Source organism: Pantoea eucrina (assembly GCF_002095385.1).
Taxonomy (GTDB): domain Bacteria; phylum Pseudomonadota; class Gammaproteobacteria; order Enterobacterales; family Enterobacteriaceae; genus Pantoea; species Pantoea eucrina.
Genome location: NZ_MIPP01000057.1, coordinates 1 through 19,420 on the forward strand (window position 1 = coordinate 1; position 19,420 = coordinate 19,420).

The following is a 19,420-nucleotide window of genomic DNA, read 5'->3' on the forward strand; positions in this document are numbered from 1 at the left end:
TCTGCTTTTTCCCTATATGCTTCAGTTAAACCCGTTACCGACAGCTTCAGCACCCGGGCTGTGCTTTCCAAATCTCCCCCGGCAGTACCAGCCGCTTTCGCAATTAACCCGTCTCTGTTCAGCGATTTTAGCGCCGCCAGAGTTCACTGGCGTTAATAGGAATGCTGACTCTCTTTTGTACTCTGTTTTGAAAAATGCTGCATTTACCGCCATTTATGCCCGGTTTTGTTCCCTGACCTTTTTCTGAAAACGAAAATTCCTAATGCTTTCAAAGCATTTGCGGTTAAGCCTGCCTGGCGACAACCTGAGCGCATTAAGCTAAAGTAATGGCTCATTTTGTCGTACGTGCGATATGCCATTACCGTGAATGATTTCCTGATTTATGGCTCGCTGCTGGGCAGCAGCTTTCTGAGCGCCACGCTGCTTCCGGGCAGTTCAGAAGCTGTACTGATAGCGCTGCTGGTTGCTCAGAAAGGATCGGTATATGGCCTGTTGCTGGCTGCATCAGTGGGAAACACGCTGGGTGGCCTGACCAACATTTTTCTTGGTCGCCTTATGCCGCAGAACGGGCAGGGGCGATGGCATGACACAGCATTGACGTGGTTACACCGATGGGGCCCTGCGGCATTGATCTTTAGCTGGCTGCCGGTTGCTGGCGATCTGCTTTGCGTTCTCGCAGGCTGGTTGCGCTTCAGCTGGCTGCCTTGCATGCTGTTTCTCGCTCTCGGCAAAACGCTGCGTTATATCTTTATCGCGATCGCCACAGTACAGGGTATGGAGTGGTGGCATTGATTCGCACAGATTCGAGGCTACGGTTAACATTATGCTGAACAAAAATAAATTATTCTCACAGCGGGAGGTTAATGTGATCCCGGACGTATCAAAAGCGCTCTCCTGGCTGGAAGCGCATCCCGACGCGTTAAAGGGTATCGGCCGTGGCATCGAACGCGAAACGTTACGCGTCGGGCCCGATGGTCATCTGGCTACTACCGGCCATCCGGCATCGCTTGGCTCGGCGCTGAAGCATGACTGGATCACCACGGATTTTGCGGAAACGCTGCTGGAGTTCATTACGCCGGTCGATAAAAATATCGATCGCTCGCTGACCTTCCTGCGCGACATCCATCGCCATGTGGCAAAACAGCTGGGTGAAGAGCGCATGTGGCCCTTCAGTATGCCCGGTCACGTTGACGATACCGATAAAATTGAGCTGGCGCAGTATGGCAGTTCAAACGTGGGCCAGATGAAGACCCTCTACCGGCAGGGGCTGAAAAACCGCTACAGCGCGCTGATGCAGATTATCTCTGGCGTGCATTACAACTTCTCGCTGCCGCTCTCTTTCTGGCAGGAGTGGGCGGATGTAAAAGATGCTGAGAGCGGTAAAGAGACCATCTCTGCGGGCTATCTGCGCCTGATCCGCAACTATTATCGTTTCGGCTGGGTGATCCCTTATCTGTTTGGTGCCTCGCCGGCGATCAGCTCCTCATTTCTTCAGGGGCGTGAGAGCCAGCTGCCGTTTGAAACGGATGGTAAAGATACGCTGTGGCTGCCGTATGCGACCTCTCTGCGCCTGAGTGACCTGGGTTATACCAATAAGTCACAAAGTAATCTCGGTATTACCTTCAACTCGCTGGAAGGGTATGTGAGCGCGCTGAAGGCCGCAATCAAAACCCCTTCTGAAGAGTACGCAGCCATGGGCGTCAAAGATGCTGAAGGCAACTGGCTGCAGCTTAATACTAATGTACTGCAGATTGAGAACGAGCTGTATGCGCCTATCCGTCCGAAGCGCGTTACCCGTTCGGGAGAAGCCCCTTCTGATGCGCTGCTGCGTGGCGGCATTGAGTATATTGAAGTGCGCTCGCTTGATATCAATCCGTTCTCACCGGTAGGTGTGGATGCCGATCAGGCGCGCTTCCTCGATCTGTTCCTGATTTGGTGTACGCTGGCCGATGCCCCTGAACTGAGCGCCAGCGAGCTGCTCTGCAGTCGCAAAAACTGGAACCGCGTGGTGATGGAAGGACGTAAGCCAGGGCTGGTTATTGGCGTTGGCTGCAGCGACACTGAACATTCGCTGGTTGAAGTAGGCAAAGCGCTCTTTGCCGATCTGCGTCGCGTCGCGGAAGTGCTGGATAGCAATGAGGGCAGCACGCAATATCAGCAGGTATGCGATCAACTGGTAGCTTCTTTTGACGATCCTGAGCTAACCTACTCGGCGCGCATTCTTCACGCTATTAAAGAAAACGGCCTGACCGGAGCAGGTGTTGCACTGGCGGAGCAGTACCGGCAGATGCTCTGCGCGGAGCCACTGGAAATTCTGACCGAAGCGGATTTCACTCAGCAGGCGCAGGAGTCTGTTGCTGCACAGCAGGCGCTGGAAGCGAGTGATAGCATAAGCTTTGAGGATTATCTGGCAGGTCGGGAAGGCTGAAAAAGAAAATGGCCACATCACTGTGGCCAAAATTAACATCTCTGTTGTCAGGGATGATGATAACAAATGCGCGTCTTTCATATATTCAGACGCAGAACGACGAGAAAAGTTTCATCGTTCAGAAAAAATTTTTCAAACAGGAGGTGACGTATGCCACTACTGGACAGTTTTACCGTTGATCACACCATCATGGCCGCGCCGGCAGTACGCGTGGCAAAGACCATGACAACTCCGCATGGCGATACCATCACCGTTTTCGATCTGCGTTTCTGCCGGCCAAACATCGACATTCTGACCGAGCGCGGGATCCATACGCTGGAGCATCTGTTTGCCGGCTTTATGCGCGATCACCTCAACGGTGACGGCGTGGAGATCGTAGACATATCTCCAATGGGGTGCCGTACCGGTTTCTACATGAGCCTGATCGGCACGCCAGACGAGCAGCGCGTGGCGCAGGCGTGGAAAGGGGCGATGGAAGATGTTCTGAAAGTCAAAGATCAGAATCAGATCCCGGAGCTTAATGAGTATCAGTGTGGCAGCTACAAGCTGCACTCCCTGGACGAAGCGCAGCAGATTGCGCGTAATGTTCTGTCACACGAGATCGGTATTAATCGCAACGAAGATCTGAAGCTGCCAGCAGAGAAGCTGAAAGAGTTGCATATCTGATTAGCCCTTTCTGTAAAAACGCCGCATATTCTGCGGCGTTTTTTTGTATCACGATCCCACTGAGCTTTTCAGCGGCTGCTGCGGTGTAACCCGCACCTGCTTCACCATGTTGTCCTGCACGTCGAGAATATCGATGTCATAGCTGCCAACCTGTACCCGCGTTTCGGTCTGCGGGATCTCTTCCAGCGCCTCAAGCAGCATGCCGTTAATGGTGCGCGCTTCCTCTTCCGGCAGCGTCCAGTTGAACGCCTTATTGATTTCGCGCACGTTAGCGCTGCCTTCAATCAGCACCGAGCCATCATTCTGCGGCATCACCTCTTCTGCGAGAGAAGGGGACATGGAGGTAGTAAAGTCGCCAACGATCTCTTCCAGAATATCTTCGATGGTGATGAGCCCCTTAATATCGCCATACTCATCCACTACCAGACCCGCTTTTTTCTTATTGCGCTGGAACTTAACCAGCTGCACATTCAGCGGCGTGCCTTCCGGCACATAGTAGATCTCATCAGCCGCGCGCAGCAGACGCTCCTTATTGAACTCCTTTTTTTCCGTCATCATGCGCCAGGCTTCGCGCACGCGCAGCATGCCCACGGTATCGTCCAGCGAATCGCGAAACAGCACAATACGCCCGTGCGGAGAGTTACTCAGCTGACGCTCAATCGATTTCCAGTCGTCATTGATATTGATACCAACAATTTCATTGCGCGGCACCATGATGTCATCCACGCTGACTTTTTCCAGATCGAGCACGGAGAGCAGCATATCCTGATTACGGCGAGACATCAGCGAGCGCGACTCGTAGACAATGGTGCGCAGCTCCTCTTTGCTCAGCGCGGAGTTTACGGAGCCTCTGCTTTGATCCCCACCATACGCATCAGCATGCGCGTAATGGTATTAAGCAGCCAGACCAGTGGCAGCATCACATACTGCAGCGGCGCCAGTAAAACGCTGCTGGGGTAGGCAACTTTTTCAGGATAGAGCGCTGCGATGGTTTTGGGCAGGACTTCAGCAAAAACCAGAACAACAAAGGTCAGCACGCCGGTGGCGATAGCGACCCCGGCATCACCATACAGACGCATCCCTACGATAGTCCCCAGCGCGGAGGCGAGGATATTGACCAGGTTGTTGCCGATTAAGACCAGACTAATCAGGCGATCGGGCCGGCGCAGCAGTTTCTCAACGCGCCGCGCTGCACGATTACCGCTTTTCGCTTTGTGCCGCAGCTTATAGCGGTTGAGCGTCATCATGCCGGTCTCAGAGCCGGAGAAGTACGCTGAGACCAGCACCATGATGACAAGAATGATAATCATCGTGGTGGTTGAAACATGTTCCAACGAAAAATTCCTTAGTGGGAAGTGAGAAGATGCTGCAGTACGCGACTGCCGAAGTAAGCCATGGTCAGCAGCAGCGCACCGCCGCAGTTAAACCAGACCACGCGCCGTCCGCGCCACCCTTCACGGTAGTGCCCCCAGAGCAGCACGATATAGACGAACCACGCAAGAATAGAGAGCACCGCTTTATCGATATTCTCTGCGCTGAACAGGTTGTCCATGAAGAAAAGCCCGGTGCAAAGCACCAGCGTCAGCAGCACCACGCCAATCTGCGTGATATGAAACATTTTGCGCTCAATGCTTAGCAGCGGCGGCATATCCTGCGTAAAGGCGAGCTTTTTGTTTTTCAGCTGATAGTCGATCCACGCCAGCTGCAGCGCATAGAGCGCGGCAATAATCAGCGTGGCATAAGCAAACAGCGACAGACCGATATGCACCATCATGCCCGGCGTGGTCTCGAGGTGCGTAATAAAGGCATTCGGGACAAAGGTGGCAAACGCCAGATTAATTAACGCAAAGCTATAAACCACCGGCAGCAGCAGCCAGCCACGGTTACGTGAAGCCACAATAGTCATAATGGCGCAAATCAGCAGGCTCACCAGCGATCCGATATTAAGTAAGCTGAGATTTTGCCCGCTGTCGATAGCAAATATCCGCTGCTGCAGCGCGACAGCATGCGCAATCAGCGCAACGCAGGCGGACAGGACAGCAAATCGCCGCCAGCCGCTGTTATGTTTCAGTAAGCTGGGGATGATAAGTGCAAGACTGAGGGAGTAGGCGAAGAGCGCCACGATCGCGAAAACGAACATAGATCCTTTCTGAGAGTGATGAGATAAGGAAAAAAGCAGTATAGCGTCAGCGGCAGTATGCTCCAAACGATCTCACGGTCAATTGCAGAGATCGCTCAGGCTTCGTGTTATAATCCGGCGCATTGTGTCGCTCAGGCGGCCTCGCTACGGTATTAAGTGAGAGAGCATGTTTGATAATTTAACCGATCGTTTGTCGCAAACCCTGCGCAACATCAGCGGCCGCGGACGGCTGACCGAAGAGAACATCAAAGATACCCTGCGCGAAGTGCGCATGGCGCTGCTGGAGGCGGACGTTGCGCTGCCGGTAGTACGTGAATTTATTAACCGCGTAAAAGAAGCCGCGGTCGGACACGACGTCAATAAAAGCCTGACGCCGGGTCAGGAGTTTATCAAGATTGTCCGCAACGAGCTGATTGCGGCAATGGGGGCTGAAAATAATACCCTGAACCTGAATGCGCAGCCGCCGGCCGTGGTGCTGATGGCGGGCCTGCAGGGTGCCGGTAAAACCACCAGTGTGGGTAAGCTCGGTAAGTTTCTGCGTGAAAAGCACAAGAAAAAAGTGCTGGTGGTCTCAGCTGACGTTTATCGCCCGGCGGCGATTAAACAGCTGGAGACGCTGGCGCAGCAGGTGGGGGTGGATTTCTGTCCCTCCGATCTCAGCCAGAAGCCGGTTGACATCGTTAAGCATGCGCTGAAAGAGGCGAAGCTGAAGTTCTACGACGTGCTGCTGGTGGATACCGCCGGTCGTTTGCACGTAGACGAAGCGATGATGGACGAAATCAAACAGGTCCACGCCGCCATTAATCCGGTGGAAACGCTGTTTGTTGTCGATGCCATGACCGGTCAGGATGCCGCGAACACGGCTAAAGCATTTAATGAAGCGCTGCCGCTGACCGGGGTGATCCTGACCAAGGTTGATGGTGACGCACGCGGCGGTGCCGCGCTTTCGATTCGTCACATCACCGGTAAACCGATCAAGTTTATGGGGATGGGTGAGAAAACCGAGGCGCTGGAAGCGTTTTATCCCGACCGTATCGCCTCGCGCATTCTGGGCATGGGCGATGTCCTGTCGCTGATTGAAGATATTGAAAGCAAGGTTGACCGCGATCAGGCGGAAAAGCTGGCGAAAAAGCTGAAAACCGGTGACGGTTTCGATCTCAATGACTTCCTTGAGCAGCTTAAGCAGATGCGCAATATGGGCGGTATGGCCAGCCTGATGGGCAAACTGCCGGGTATGGGGCAGCTGCCGGACAACGTTAAATCGCAGATGGATGACAAGGTGCTGGTGCGCATGGAGGCCATCATTAACTCCATGACGCGTAAAGAGCGTGAGAAGCCTGAAATCATCAAGGGTTCACGCAAGCGTCGCATCGCGACCGGCGCCGGCATGCAGGTGCAGGATGTCAATCGGCTGCTGAAGCAGTTCGATGATATGCAGCGCATGATGAAAAAGATGAAGAAAGGCGGCATGGCAAAAATGATGCGCGGCATGAAGGGTATGATGCCGCCAGGTTTCCCGGGCCGTTAAGATATCGCTACACAGCCAGAAAAGTATGCTACTGCGGTTGCTTTTTGCGCCAAAATGAGTAAAATTTTCGGGCTTTTTATATTGCACCCGGGCCCCGTTCCTCGATGGGGCCCGGTTGTTTTATTAACTAAAGAGGATGTTATGGTAACAATTCGTTTGGCACGTCACGGCGCAAAAAAGCGTCCGTTCTACCAGGTCGTCGTCACTGACAGCCGCAATGCACGCAACGGCCGCTTCATTGAGCGCGTTGGTTTCTTCAACCCGATCGCATCTGGTCAGGCTGAAGGTCTGCGTCTGGACCTGGACCGTATTGAGCACTGGGTTGGCCAGGGCGCAACGCTTTCCGATCGCGTTAACGCGCTGATCAAAGAAGCAAAAAAAGCAGCTTAATCTGTCACGGTGGTGAGCATGACCAGTAAACCTGCCGCACAGCCTCCTGTTAACCCCATCGTTTTGGGCAAAATGGGTGCCGCTTACGGAATTCGGGGCTGGCTCAAAGTGTTTTCCTCCACTGAAGACGCTGAAAGCATCTTCGACTACCAACCCTGGTTTATCCAGCGCGCCGGTAAATGGCAGCAGGTAGAACTGGAAGGTTGGAAGCACCACAATCAGGACCTGATTATCAAAGTCAACGGCATTGACGATCGGGACGCGGCGGCGCAGTTAACCAATTGTGAAATCACGGTTGACTCCACGCAGCTGCCTGCGCTGGGAGAGGGTGATTACTACTGGAAAGACCTTATGGGTTGTAAAGTAGTTAACCTCGACGGCTATGAGATGGGCAAAGTCATTGATTTGATGGAAACCGGCTCAAACGACGTACTCGTCGTTAAGGCGAACCTGAAAGATGCATTCGGTGTACAGGAGCGGTTAATACCGTTTCTCGATGAACAGGTTATCAAGAAAGTCGATCTCGCTACTGGCACTATTGAAGTAGACTGGGATCCTGGTTTTTGATCTCCGGACAATCCGGTAACGTAACGGCGAACGCGATGTGGATTGGTGTTATCAGCCTGTTTCCAGAGATGTTTCGCGCTATTACCGAGTACGGGGTAACTGGCCGGGCAGTTAAAAATGGCCTGCTCAACATTGAGAGCTGGAGTCCTCGTGACTTCACGCACGACCGGCACCGTACCGTGGACGATCGTCCTTACGGCGGCGGACCGGGAATGTTGATGATGGTGCAACCCTTACGGGATGCGATCCACGCAGCGAAAGCAGCGGCGGGAGAAGGTGCTAAGGTGATTTATCTGTCACCTCAGGGGCGCAAACTTGACCAGCAGGGCGTTTGCGAACTGGCGACTAACCAGAAACTGATTCTGGTCTGTGGTCGCTACGAAGGTATTGATGAGCGCGTGATCCATACAGAGATTGACGAAGAGTGGTCAATCGGTGATTACGTTCTCAGTGGTGGTGAGCTGCCAGCCATGACGCTGATTGACTCCGTCGCCCGGTTTATTCCCGGCGTACTGGGCAAGCAGGCGTCCGCCGATGAAGACTCATTCTCGGATGGTTTGCTGGATTGCCCGCACTATACCCGGCCTGAAGTGTTAGAAGGGATGGAAGTACCGTCAGTTCTGCTGTCGGGCAACCATGCCGATATTCGCCGCTGGCGCCTGAAACAGTCGCTAGGCCGTACCTGGCTAAGAAGACCTGAACTTCTGGAAAACCTGGCTCTGACTGAAGAGCAAGCAAGGTTGCTGAATGAGTTCCAGCGGGAACAGCAGCAGCAACAAAACGATGAAGCGGAAGAGTAATCTTCCCTGACTATCAGTTTACCCAGGATATGAGATTTAATTATGAGCAACATTATCAAGCAAATTGAACAAGAACAGCTGAAACAGGATGTACCTTCATTCCGTCCGGGTGATTCCGTGGAAGTGAAAGTATGGGTCGTTGAAGGTTCTAAAAAACGTCTGCAGGCATTCGAGGGCGTGGTTATCGCTATTCGTAACCGCGGTCTGCACTCTGCATTCACTGTTCGTAAGATTTCCAACGGCGAAGGCGTTGAGCGTGTCTTCCAGACTCACTCTCCGGTAATTGACAGCATTACTGTCAAACGTCGTGGTGCTGTGCGTAAAGCCAAACTGTACTACCTGCGTGAGCGCACCGGTAAGTCAGCTCGTATCAAAGAGCGTCTTGGCGCGTAAGCGACATCTCAAAGTTAATAGCAAACAAGGGGTTGGCATAATGCCAGCCCCTTTTTTTATGGATGCTTTAAGCGATAAACCGCGGCCTCAACCGGCCCGTCCGGCAGCACAATCAGCCCGTGCTGGCAGCCTGTAAGCGTAAACCCGCTGCGTAATGCCACGGCGCGGCTGGCGACATTATCTGTGGCGGCCAGGATTTCCAGCTCCGTGATATCTGGCCGGCTAAAACCCAGGGTTATCAGTTGCGCTACCGCGCGTGTAGCCACGCCCTGACGCTGCGCATCGCTGCGTACCCAGTAGCCCAGCGCTGCAACCTCTCCGGGCTGACGGGCAAAACGGATCCCGGCCCCTCCCAGCAGACGATGATGGCTGTCTGCGATCGCAAACCTTTCGGCCTCACCTCTGACACGCTCTGCGTGAGCGAAATTAAACCAGCTTACTGCCTCTTCCGGCCGGTAATTTTCATGCGCCCACGTCATCCAGGGCAGCAGGGTATCAAGAGACTGATTGACGGCCTCAGCAAAAGCAGTTGCATCTGACAGCGCAAAGGGACGCAGGATTACCTCAGTCATAATCAGTCAGCCTTCATAAATTGTGAGGAATTACAGAATATTAACTGAGCGCGCAGTGAAAAACGAGTCGCAGCTCTACGATGGTGTAACTTTATATTTACATCTATCCGGCAAGGTATGCAGTGTCATTTATTCATATGTATCTGATAAATATAAATTTAAATGCAAATTTATACCGTGATGCAATGCAGGTGGTAAAAATAGTGTACACGCATGGATTGCATACAATACAGCCTGTGATAGAGTAAGCGTCATCCTCACTGAGGATCCAAACCGCACAGATGAGTAAAAAGGATCGCCACCATGCAGAAAGACGCGCTGAATAACGTACATATCGCTGACGAACAGATTTTAATTACGCCGCAGGAGCTGAAAGCACGCTTTCCGCTGACGGCAGAGCAGGAAGCTCAGATTACTGCTTCGCGTAAAACTATTGCGGACATTATTGCCGGGCGCGATCCGCGTCTGCTGGTGGTCTGCGGTCCCTGCTCAATTCACGATCCGGAAGCAGCGTTAGCGTACGCCCGTCAGTTAAAAGATCTCTCTGTGCAGCTGAAGGATCAGCTCTATATCGTCATGCGCGTCTATTTTGAAAAACCCCGCACCACCGTAGGCTGGAAAGGGCTGATCAACGATCCTTACATGAACAACTCATTTGATATGGAAGCCGGGCTGCACATTGCGCGTCAGCTGCTGGTAAACCTGGTTGAAATGGGTTTGCCACTGGCGACAGAAGCGCTGGATCCTAATAGCCCGCAATATCTCGGCGATCTGTTTAGCTGGTCAGCCATTGGTGCGCGCACCACGGAATCACAAACGCACCGTGAAATGGCGTCTGGTCTTTCAATGCCGGTAGGTTTTAAAAACGGCACCGATGGCAGTCTCGGCACGGCGATCAACGCTATGCGTGCGGCAGCGATGCCTCACCGTTTTGTCGGCATTAACCAGGCAGGGCAGGTCTGCCTGCTGCAGACGCAGGGCAACCCGGACGGACACGTGATTCTGCGCGGTGGCAAAGCGCCTAACTACGGCCCGGACGATGTTGCACAGTGTGAAAAAGAGATGCTGAAAGCAGGACTGCGCCCGGCCTTAATGATAGATTGCAGCCATGGCAATTCTAACAAAGACTATCGTCGTCAGCCTGGCGTAGCCGAATCGGCTATTGCGCAGATCAAAGATGGAAACCGCTCTATTATTGGCCTGATGCTTGAGAGCAATATTCACGAAGGCAATCAGCCTTCAGAGCAGCCGCGCAGCGAAATGAAGTATGGTGTCTCGGTGACCGATGCCTGCATTGACTGGAATACTACCGAAACGCTGCTGCGCACGATCCATCAGGATCTGCAGGGAGTGCTGTCGGCGCGTCTGTCACACGAGGTATAAAGAGTAATGGTGGCTGAACTGACCGCATTGCGCGATCAAATTGATGAAGTCGATCAGGCGCTGCTTGGGCTGCTGGCAAAACGACTGGAGCTGGTGGCACAGGTTGGCGAAGTAAAAAGCCGTTACGGCCTGCCGATTTATGTACCCGAGCGTGAAGCAAGCATGCTGGCGTCACGCCGGCAGGAAGCAGAAGCGCTCGGCGTATCTCCCGATCTGATTGAAGATGTATTGCGTCGTCTGATGCGGGAATCCTATACCCATGAGAATGACAAAGGTTTCAAAACCCTTTGTCCTTCACTGCGTCCGGTAGTGATCGTCGGCGGCAGCGGCAAGATGGGGCGTCTGTTTGAAAAAATGCTGACACTGTCCGGTTATCAGGTGCGCATTCTGGACAAAGAGGACTGGGATCGCGCCGATCGGCTGCTGCAGGATGCGGGCATGGTGATCATCAGTGTCCCAATCCATCTTACCGAGAAGATCATCGCCGATCTGCCTGCGCTGCCGGATGACTGCATCCTGGTCGATCTTGCATCGGTAAAAAACAGGCCGCTGCAGGCCATGCTTGCCGCGCACGCCGGACCGGTACTGGGGCTGCACCCGATGTTTGGGCCCGACAGCGGCAGTCTGGCAAAACAGGTTGTGGTCTGGTGCGACGGTCGTCAGCCGGAAGCGTATCAGTGGTTCCTGGAACAGATTCAGGTTTGGGGAGCACGGCTGCACTGCATCAGCGCCGCAGAGCACGATCAGAACATGGCCTTTATTCAGGCGCTGCGTCACTTTACGACTTTTGCTTACGGCCTTCACCTGGCTGAAGAGAATGTGAACCTGGATCAGCTGCTGGCGCTCTCTTCACCTATTTACCGGCTGGAGCTGGCCATGGTAGGGCGGCTATTTGCGCAGGATCCACAGCTCTATGCCGATATCATTATGGCTTCAGAAAGCAACCTGGCGCTGATAAAACGTTACCATCAGCGCTTTGGTGAAGCTATATCGCTACTGGAACAGAGCAATAAGCAGGCGTTTATCAGCAGTTTTGAGCGCGTGGAACAGTGGTTTGGCGATCACGCCCAGCGTTTTCTGGTTGAAAGCCGCAGTCTGTTACGCTCGGCTAACGATAGCCGGCAATAAAAAAAGCACCCTCAGCGGTGCCTTTTCTGCTTATATGCGGGGTTCAACCGGAACCACATTTTCACCGGGATAGCAGCCCAGCACTTTTAGTGAGCGCGTCAGCTGGCGTAATTCTGCCAGCGCCAGCTGCATATTTTCCGACTGCAGATTGCCCTGCACATCAATGTAGAACATCTCTTCCCACGGGTTACCGTTAATCGGGCGATTCTCCAGCCGGCTCATAATCAGATTATGGTTGCGCAGTACCAGCAGGGCCTCTACCAGCGCACCCGCCTGCTGACCGGTAGCCATGATCAGCGTGGTTTTGGCCGGGACCTGCACCGAAACGTCAACCGGCTTGCGCGCCAGTACGATAAAACGCGTGTGGTTCTGCTGCTGATTTGCCAGGTTACGCTCCAGCACCTGCAGCCCATAGAGTTCACCGCCTGCTTCGCTGCCCAGGGCGGCAACCTCTGGGGAATTAAGCGCGGCGACTTTCTCCATGGCTGCGGCAGTGCTTTCGGTGTACTCAATTTTCCACTGCGGGAAACGGTTAATAAACTGACTGCACTGCTGAAAAGGCTGGGGATGACTGTAGACGGTTTTGATCTGTTTAAGCGTGGTGGTCTCTTTTACCAGTACACAGTGCTCGATAGGGATGGTCAGTTCGCCAATGATTGAGAGCGACGTCTGCTGCAGCAGATCGTAAACATCATTGATAGAGCCGGAGCTGGTGTTTTCAATTGGCATCACCGCATAGTCAGCCTGGCCAGCCTCAACCTGCTGAATAATATCCTGAAATTTCAGACAGCCGTTTTCGACATATGAAGCAAAATGGCGTGACGCATATTTACGGGCAGCCAGATGCGAATAGGAACCCTTAGGACCCAGAAAGGCGATGCGGGGCGCCAGCGCATGCGGATGGTTCAGGTTCTTCTGCAGCAGCGCCTGCTGCGTCAGCACCGAATCTTCAATAATCAGCTGAAACAGACGGGTAATGTAGTGGGCATCGAGCTGCTGCTGCTTACCGAGGGAAATCAGATTTTCCAGCAGGGCACGCTCCCGCTCAATATCACGTATGGGCCGCAGCGTGGTCAGTTTCGCCTGGGCAACTTCGATTGCCAGCGCCCGTCGCTCGGCCAGCAGCGTAAGTAGTTTGCTGTCTACCGCGCTGATTTTATCGCGCAGCGCCAGCAGTGGATTATCGATACTCATTAAGCTCACCTGTAAATACAGTTAAAAAAAAAGCCTCCCGGTGGGGGAGGCTTTGTCATTCGTCTTCGCATTCATTTTCGCATGACGACGCGCCTCCCGTTCAGGGGAAGGTAAAAAAGAATGCGAAGAAAAATGGCTGATGTTTCATGGTTTATTCCGGCAGGTAAGTGTTCTGAGAGTAATCGTACTGCTTAAAAGCTGTCAATAAAAAACGCGCCAGCTGGCGCGTTTTTTGTAACTGCAGAGTTTATCCTGCCGGAATGAAATCTTTAACACTGCTGGCAGCGCGGCGTGCTTCAGGCTTGTGCTGAGCTTTATTTAGCTGGCGCTCCAGCTTCGCGATCAAATCGTTGATGGCGGTATACATATCATCATGTTTAGCACTGGCAACCAGAGTACCGTTGGGCGTGTTAATGGTGGCATCCGCTACGAACTCTTTGGGCTCTTTAGATAACACGATGTGAGGATTGATGAGGTGGGCTTGCCACTTTTCCAGTTTAGCGAGACGGTCTTCGACATGGCTGCGAATTGCTGCAGTGATTTCCATTTGTTTACTGGTAATGTTCAGAATCATAGTTAAACCTCTCTGTCATTTCCGTCTGGGTAGAGTCAGCATACCGCGCTACACAGGAATTTATGTGATCTGGATCACATACGAACGTCACATTTTGTCAACGCAGGAGATTTGCGAGAAAGACCGGAGATTATCCAAAAAATGCTTGAAGCCAGCACTACAGAAGGGCAGGATTGACAGGTTAACCGCAACGCAGAGACCCTTTGCGGACATAAAAAAAAGCAGCCCGGGGGCTGCTTTTAGAAGAACGATTTACTCATTTCTGGCTGTTGTTGGCTGCGATAATTTTCGCAACTTTGTCAGCTTCTGCCGTTAACTGCAGCTGGCGATAAGCATTCTCCATCAGCGGCAGCGCATCGCGTGTTGCCTGCGTATCCTGATAATCACGCATCATGCCTTCCACACGATTAACAACAGCGACATAGGCCCCGCGCTTGGTATAGAATTGCGCCACCGAGAGTTCATATTTCGCCAGACGATCTTTCAGATAGGTCAGGCGTTTCTGGGCATCCGCAGCGTACTGGCTATTTGGATAGCTCCGCAGCAGCTGGGAGAAGTCACGGAAGGCATCGCGCGCGTGGGTAGGATCGCGATCGGAGCGATCGATACCAAAGAAGCCCTGCAGAGCGGAGTCATCCAGGGCCATATCCGTCAGGCCTTTCATATAGATGACGTAATCGATATTCGGATGAGTCGGGTTCAGACGCATAAAGCGCGAGATAGCAGCCTGCGCCAGCGGAAGATCGGCATTTTTGTAATACGCGTAGATTAAATCCAGCTGCACCTGCTGCGAGTAAGGACCAAATGGATAACGATTATCCAGCGCTTCCAGTTGCTTAATTGCCGCTTTGAAGTTACCGTCCTGCAGCTTTTGCTGAGCTGTGGCATAAATTTCAGACGGCGGGCTGTCCGGAACCGGATCAGATGAGCCGGAGCAGCCTACCAGGGCCAGGCTCAATGTGGCGGCAGCCACCAGATGTTTCATACGCGTCATGACGAAATGATTATCCTCAAAATGTTATGGCGGAAGCTGTCCGTATAGCTCCCGGTAATGACCAGTACGATAGCACATTATATTAAACGGCATCGCCGTAAAACCCAACGTTAACGAAGAAGCTGTATATGGCACAACAAGTTCAACTCACCGCAACGGTGTCCGAAGCACAGCTTGGACAACGTTTAGATCAGACTTTGGCAGAATTGTTCCCTGATTATTCACGCTCCCGCATAAAAGAGTGGATCCTCGATCGCCGCGTCAGCGTCAACGGCACTATCATCGATAAACCGAAAGAGAAAGTTCTGGGCGGTGAGCAGGTGGCTATTGATGCTGAGATTGAAGAGGAACAGCGCTGGGAAGCGCAGAACATTCCTCTTAATATCGTTTATGAAGATGACCACATTCTGGTTATCAATAAACCCCGCGACCTGGTGGTACACCCCGGTGCAGGTAATCCTGACGGCACTATTCTGAATGCACTGCTCTACCACTTTCCGCCGATCGCTGATGTACCGCGCGCCGGTATCGTACATCGCCTGGATAAAGACACCACTGGCCTGATGGTCGTGGCAAAAACGGTTCCGGCACAGACGCATCTGGTGGAAACGCTACAGCTGCGTGAAATCACGCGTGAATATGAAGCGGTTGCCATCGGTACGATGACGGCTGGCGGCACCGTTGATGAACCCATGGCGCGACACTCCACCAAGCGTACTCACATGGCCGTCCATCCGATGGGAAAACCGGCAACCACGCACTACCGCATCATGGAGCATTTCCGGGCCCATACGCGCCTACGCCTGCGCCTGGAGACGGGCCGTACGCATCAGATCCGTGTTCATATGGCGCATATCAACCATCCGCTGGTGGGCGATCCGCTTTACGGTGGCCGGCCGCGTCCGCCAAAAGGGGCGTCAGAGGCGTTCATTAATATGCTGCGCGGATTTGATCGTCAGGCGCTGCACGCGACGATGCTGCGTCTCTATCATCCAATAACCGGTATTGAAATGGAGTGGCATGCTCCGCTGCCGCAGGACATGGTTGATCTGATTGACGCCTTAAAAGCCGATACGGAAGAGTTCCGCGATCGCATGGACTGGCTATGAGTGAATGGATCATCCCGGACTGGCCTGCTCCGCAGCGCGTTCGGGCCTGCTCCACGACCCGGCGGGGCGGTCATAGCCGGGCGCCCTGGGATTCGCTCAACCCGGCGGCTCACGTCGGGGATGCGCCCGCTCACGTGATGCGTAATCGCCAGCACATCGCAGAAACATTAGCGCTTTCTGCGATGCCGCAGTGGCTGGATCAGGTACATGGCAATGCGGTAGTGCGTCTGCCTGCAGCCTGTGCGCTGCCCCAGGCTGACGCGGCCATTACCCGGGAGCCGGGCGTGGTGTGCGCCATTATGACGGCTGACTGCCTGCCGGTGCTGTTTTGCAGTAAAGATGGCAGTGAAGTCGCAGCAGCCCATGCGGGCTGGCGCGGTCTCTGTAACGGCGTGCTGGAACAGACGCTGGCGCAGTTTCACTGTCCGGCCAGCGAGGTATATGCCTGGCTGGGCCCGGCTATCGGACCCGGTGCGTTTGAAGTAGGAGCGGAAGTACGTCAGGCATTTATGGCCCACGATGCGCGCGCAGAAGTGGCCTTTCGTCCGGCAGGCGCAAAATATTTTGCGGATATCTGGCTGCTGGCCGAACAGCGTCTGCTTAGCGCAGGCGTAACCTCTGTCAGCGGTTCACGACGCTGCACGTTCACAGAAAAGCAGGATTTTTTCTCTTTTCGCCGCGACGGTGTTACCGGGCGTATGGCTACATTAATCTGGCTGCAATAACCTTACGCTCTGAGACGATCCGGTCAGCCTGTTTTTTGCTCACAATATCAGGTCAGAAACCTTGAAAATTGGAGGCCTGACCTCATCTTAATCTCCAGTAGCATTTTGACCTGTAACGGGAGGAATTATGCGTCTGGATCGTCTTACCAACAAATTCCAGCTAGCCCTTGCTGATGCCCAGTCCCTGGCTCTGGGACAGGATAACCAGTTTATTGAACCGCTTCATGTGATGAGCGCTCTGCTCAACCAGGAAGGGGGATCGGTGCGTCCGCTGCTTAGCGCAGCAGGAGCCGATGTCGCCACTCTGCGTAGCAGTATTGAACAGGCAATCAATCGTCTGCCCCAGGTCGAAGGCACCGAGGGGGATGTACAGCCCTCAGCCGATCTGGTGCGGGTGCTGAACCTGTGTGACAAACTGGCGCAAAAGCGCGGCGATAACTTTATCTCATCTGAATTATTTGTTCTGGCGGCTCTGGATTCACGCGGTTCACTGGCGGATCTGCTTAAAGCTGCCGGCGTGACGTCTGACAAACTCGCGAACGCTATCGAACAATTGCGCGGAGGCGAAAACGTGAATGACCAGGGAGCTGAAGATCAGCGCCAGGCACTGAAAAAATATACCATCGATCTCACCGAGCGCGCCGAACGTGGCAAGCTGGACCCGGTAATTGGACGCGATGAAGAGATCCGCCGTACCATCCAGGTGTTGCAGCGCCGTACCAAGAATAACCCGGTATTGATTGGTGAACCCGGCGTGGGTAAAACCGCCATTGTTGAAGGGCTGGCTCAGCGCATTATCAATGGTGAAGTGCCTGAAGGCCTGAAAGGTCGTCGCGTACTGGCGCTGGATATGGGGGCGCTGGTGGCGGGAGCCAAATACCGTGGTGAATTTGAGGAGCGCCTGAAAGGGGTGTTGAACGATCTCGCGAAGCAGGAAGGCAATGTCATTCTGTTTATCGATGAGCTGCACACGATGGTAGGCGCAGGCAAAGCTGATGGCGCGATGGACGCAGGAAACATGCTGAAGCCAGCTCTGGCGCGTGGTGAACTGCACTGCGTTGGCGCAACCACGCTGGATGAGTATCGGCAGTATATAGAAAAGGATGCTGCCCTGGAGCGTCGCTTCCAGAAAGTATTTGTGGCAGAGCCCAGCGTCGAAGATACCATCGCTATTCTGCGCGGTCTGAAAGAGCGCTATGAGCTGCATCACCATGTGCAGATCACCGACCCGGCTATTGTGGCAGCAGCAACGTTGTCACATCGCTATATCGCCGACCGGCAGCTGCCAGATAAAGCGATCGACCTGATTGATGAAGCTGCATCCAGTATTCGTCTGCAGATCGATTCGAAACCTGAGCCGCTCGATCGTCTGGAGCGCCGTATCATCCAGCTGAAACTGGAGCAGCAGGCGCTGAAGAAAGAGTCTGACGATGCCAGCGTCAAGCGTCTTGAGATGCTGGAGACGGAGCTGAATCAGAAAGAGTGCGAATATGCAGAACTGGAAGAGGAGTGGAAAGCTGAAAAGGCGTCACTCACCGGTACGCAAAATATTAAAGCGGAGCTGGAGCAGGCAAGACTGACGCTGGAACAGGCGCGGCGCACAGGCGATCTGGCGCAAATGTCAGAGCTGCAGTATGGCAAAATTCCGGCGCTGGAAAAGCAGCTGGCGAGTGCCACTCAGGCTGAAGGCAAAATCATGAAGCTGCTACGCAACCGCGTAACGGATATTGAGATTGCCGACGTACTGGCGCGCTGGACCGGTATTCCGGTAGCACGCATGATGGAAGGTGAGCGCGACAAACTGCTGCGTATGGAGCAGGAATTACATGCGCGGGTTATCGGCCAGAACGAAGCGGTAGAGGCGGTTTCAAATGCCATCCGTCGCAGCCGGGCGGGCTTATCCGATCCCAATCGCCCGATTGGTTCATTCCTGTTCCTCGGCCCAACCGGGGTAGGTAAAACCGAACTGTGTAAAGCGCTGGCAAATTTCCTGTTTGACAGCGACGATGCGATGGTGCGAATCGACATGTCTGAGTTTATGGAAAAACATTCGGTTTCGCGGCTGGTGGGTGCACCTCCGGGGTATGTCGGATATGAGGAGGGCGGTTATCTTACTGAAGCGGTACGCCGCCGGCCTTACTCCGTAATCCTACTGGATGAAGTTGAGAAAGCGCATCCGGATGTATTTAACATCCTGCTGCAGGTTCTGGATGATGGACGACTGACGGATGGTCAGGGGCGTACCGTAGATTTCCGCAACTCAGTGGTGATCATGACGTCGAACCTGGGATCGGATTTAATTCAGGAGCGCTTCGGTGCGCTTGATTACCCAGCGATGAAAGAAACGGTAATGACGGTAGTCGGACACCACTTCCGTCCTGAGTTTATCAACCGTATCGATGAAGTGGTGGTATTTCATCCGCTGGGAGAGCAGCACATTGCCTCTATTGCGCAGATACAGCTGCAGCGGCTTTATCAGCGTCTGGAAGATCGCGGCTATCAGCTGCACATCTCCGAAGCAGCACTGAAACTGCTTGGTGAGAATGGCTACGATCCGGTTTACGGTGCGCGTCCGCTCAAACGGGCTATCCAGCAGCATATTGAGAACCCGCTGGCGCAGAAGATACTCTCCGGGGCGTTTGTGCCAGGAAAAACCATCGAGATGGATGTAAGCGAAGGCGAAATTGTCGCTCACCAGTAAGTGTTGTGCATAAAAACGGGCCTGCGGGCCCGTTTTTTGTTTCTTTAATATACAGATGAGCTGGTTTTTACAACGCATTGCCTGGAAAGTAAGCGCCCGAGCAAAAAAGTTGAAATTAGCACTTGTCA

At 53.5% G+C, this 19,420-nt stretch carries 20 protein-coding genes, 1 pseudogene and 1 other annotated feature; of the genes and pseudogenes, 14 read left to right on the forward strand and 7 right to left on the reverse strand.

Features of this window, described 5'->3' with window-relative positions:
- The 4 genes from HA43_RS19080 to luxS all read left to right on the forward strand — a co-directional run.
- The coding region (locus HA43_RS19080; protein ID WP_211279585.1) for a hypothetical protein at window positions 1-247 on the forward strand (247 nt) is incomplete at its 5' end.
- Window positions 248-363: 116 nt separating this feature from the next.
- A complete protein-coding gene (locus tag HA43_RS17115) occupies window positions 364-792 on the forward strand; it encodes a YqaA family protein (protein ID WP_094112196.1) in 429 nt (142 codons plus the stop codon).
- A 31-nt stretch (window positions 793-823) separates the two neighbouring features.
- The gene (gene gshA, locus HA43_RS17120; RefSeq protein WP_039379822.1) at window positions 824-2,428 is read left to right on the forward strand and encodes a glutamate--cysteine ligase; all 1,605 of its coding nucleotides are present in this window, start codon (window positions 824-826) and stop codon (window positions 2,426-2,428) included.
- A 150-nt stretch (window positions 2,429-2,578) separates the two neighbouring features.
- Window positions 2,579-3,094 (forward strand): S-ribosylhomocysteine lyase, encoded by a 516-nt coding sequence (luxS, locus tag HA43_RS17125; RefSeq protein ID WP_094112197.1) that lies wholly within the window; start codon window positions 2,579-2,581, stop codon window positions 3,092-3,094.
- Between the two features lie 48 nt (window positions 3,095-3,142).
- Here the strand turns inward: luxS and HA43_RS17130 are convergent.
- A pseudogene (locus HA43_RS17130) lies at window positions 3,143-4,428 on the reverse strand (HlyC/CorC family transporter).
- 11 nt (window positions 4,429-4,439) lie between these two features.
- Window positions 4,440-5,234: a cytochrome C assembly family protein gene (locus HA43_RS17135; RefSeq protein ID WP_094112198.1), complete on the reverse strand. Its 795-nt coding sequence runs from the start codon at window positions 5,232-5,234 to the stop codon at window positions 4,440-4,442.
- Window positions 5,235-5,400: 166 nt separating this feature from the next.
- On the opposite strand from HA43_RS17135, the gene ffh reads away from it, so the two are divergent.
- The 5 genes from ffh (at window position 5,401) to rplS (ending at window position 8,912) form a co-directional block, all read left to right on the forward strand.
- Window positions 5,401-6,762: a signal recognition particle protein gene (ffh, locus tag HA43_RS17140; RefSeq protein WP_039379813.1), complete on the forward strand. Its 1,362-nt coding sequence runs from the start codon at window positions 5,401-5,403 to the stop codon at window positions 6,760-6,762.
- Window positions 6,763-6,903: 141 nt separating this feature from the next.
- Window positions 6,904-7,152, forward strand: a complete 249-nt coding sequence (rpsP, locus tag HA43_RS17145) for a 30S ribosomal protein S16 (RefSeq protein WP_007893313.1) — start codon at window positions 6,904-6,906, stop codon at window positions 7,150-7,152.
- Between the two features lie 18 nt (window positions 7,153-7,170).
- Entirely contained in the window at window positions 7,171-7,719 is a 549-nt protein-coding gene (rimM, locus tag HA43_RS17150) for a ribosome maturation factor RimM (RefSeq protein ID WP_039379809.1), read from the forward strand.
- A gap of 35 nt (window positions 7,720-7,754) precedes the next feature.
- Window positions 7,755-8,519 carry a tRNA (guanosine(37)-N1)-methyltransferase TrmD gene (gene trmD, locus HA43_RS17155; RefSeq protein ID WP_052246437.1) on the forward strand — a complete coding sequence of 255 codons (765 nt, stop codon included), beginning with the start codon at window positions 7,755-7,757 and terminating at the stop codon, window positions 8,517-8,519.
- A 42-nt stretch (window positions 8,520-8,561) separates the two neighbouring features.
- Window positions 8,562-8,912, forward strand: a complete 351-nt coding sequence (rplS, locus tag HA43_RS17160) for a 50S ribosomal protein L19 (RefSeq protein ID WP_039379805.1) — start codon at window positions 8,562-8,564, stop codon at window positions 8,910-8,912.
- 56 nt (window positions 8,913-8,968) lie between these two features.
- On the opposite strand, the gene HA43_RS17165 is transcribed toward rplS, so the two are convergent.
- A complete protein-coding gene (locus HA43_RS17165; protein ID WP_094112199.1) occupies window positions 8,969-9,484 on the reverse strand; it encodes a GNAT family N-acetyltransferase in 516 nt (171 codons plus the stop codon).
- A 303-nt stretch (window positions 9,485-9,787) separates the two neighbouring features.
- Here HA43_RS17165 and HA43_RS17170 point away from each other — a divergent pair, with 303 nt between their 5' ends.
- Window positions 9,788-10,867 carry a 3-deoxy-7-phosphoheptulonate synthase gene (locus HA43_RS17170; protein ID WP_071668528.1) on the forward strand — a complete coding sequence of 360 codons (1,080 nt, stop codon included), beginning with the start codon at window positions 9,788-9,790 and terminating at the stop codon, window positions 10,865-10,867.
- A 6-nt stretch (window positions 10,868-10,873) separates the two neighbouring features.
- Window positions 10,874-11,995 (forward strand): bifunctional chorismate mutase/prephenate dehydrogenase, encoded by a 1,122-nt coding sequence (gene tyrA / locus HA43_RS17175; RefSeq protein WP_071668527.1) that lies wholly within the window; start codon window positions 10,874-10,876, stop codon window positions 11,993-11,995.
- 30 nt (window positions 11,996-12,025) lie between these two features.
- Here tyrA and pheA read toward each other — a convergent pair whose 3' ends face one another.
- The 4 genes from pheA to bamD form a co-directional block, all read right to left on the reverse strand.
- A complete protein-coding gene (gene pheA, locus HA43_RS17180) occupies window positions 12,026-13,189 on the reverse strand; it encodes a bifunctional chorismate mutase/prephenate dehydratase (RefSeq protein WP_094112200.1) in 1,164 nt (387 codons plus the stop codon).
- A gap of 23 nt (window positions 13,190-13,212) precedes the next feature.
- Window positions 13,213-13,338: a sequence feature (Phe leader region), on the reverse strand.
- Window positions 13,290-13,337, reverse strand: coding sequence for a pheA operon leader peptide PheL (gene pheL / locus HA43_RS18765; protein WP_104085515.1), 48 nt, complete (start codon window positions 13,335-13,337; stop codon window positions 13,290-13,292). Its footprint overlaps the feature before it by 48 nt.
- A 98-nt stretch (window positions 13,339-13,436) precedes the next feature.
- Window positions 13,437-13,763, reverse strand: coding sequence for a ribosome-associated translation inhibitor RaiA (gene raiA / locus HA43_RS17185; protein ID WP_039379797.1), 327 nt, complete (start codon window positions 13,761-13,763; stop codon window positions 13,437-13,439).
- 256 nt (window positions 13,764-14,019) lie between these two features.
- The gene (gene bamD / locus HA43_RS17190) at window positions 14,020-14,757 is read right to left on the reverse strand and encodes an outer membrane protein assembly factor BamD (RefSeq protein WP_039379794.1); all 738 of its coding nucleotides are present in this window, start codon (window positions 14,755-14,757) and stop codon (window positions 14,020-14,022) included.
- Between the two features lie 128 nt (window positions 14,758-14,885).
- On the opposite strand from bamD, the gene rluD reads away from it, so the two are divergent.
- The 3 genes from rluD to clpB all read left to right on the forward strand — a co-directional run bounded on the left by rluD (window position 14,886) and on the right by clpB (window position 19,292).
- Window positions 14,886-15,866, forward strand: coding sequence for a 23S rRNA pseudouridine(1911/1915/1917) synthase RluD (rluD, locus tag HA43_RS17195; protein ID WP_094112201.1), 981 nt, complete (start codon window positions 14,886-14,888; stop codon window positions 15,864-15,866).
- Window positions 15,863-16,591: a purine nucleoside phosphorylase YfiH gene (yfiH, locus tag HA43_RS17200; protein WP_094112202.1), complete on the forward strand. Its 729-nt coding sequence runs from the start codon at window positions 15,863-15,865 to the stop codon at window positions 16,589-16,591. Before rluD ends, yfiH begins: the two co-directional genes overlap by 4 nt.
- Window positions 16,592-16,718: 127 nt before the next feature.
- Entirely contained in the window at window positions 16,719-19,292 is a 2,574-nt protein-coding gene (gene clpB, locus HA43_RS17205) for an ATP-dependent chaperone ClpB (RefSeq protein WP_094112203.1), read from the forward strand.
- Window positions 19,293-19,420: the final 128 nt, after the last annotated feature.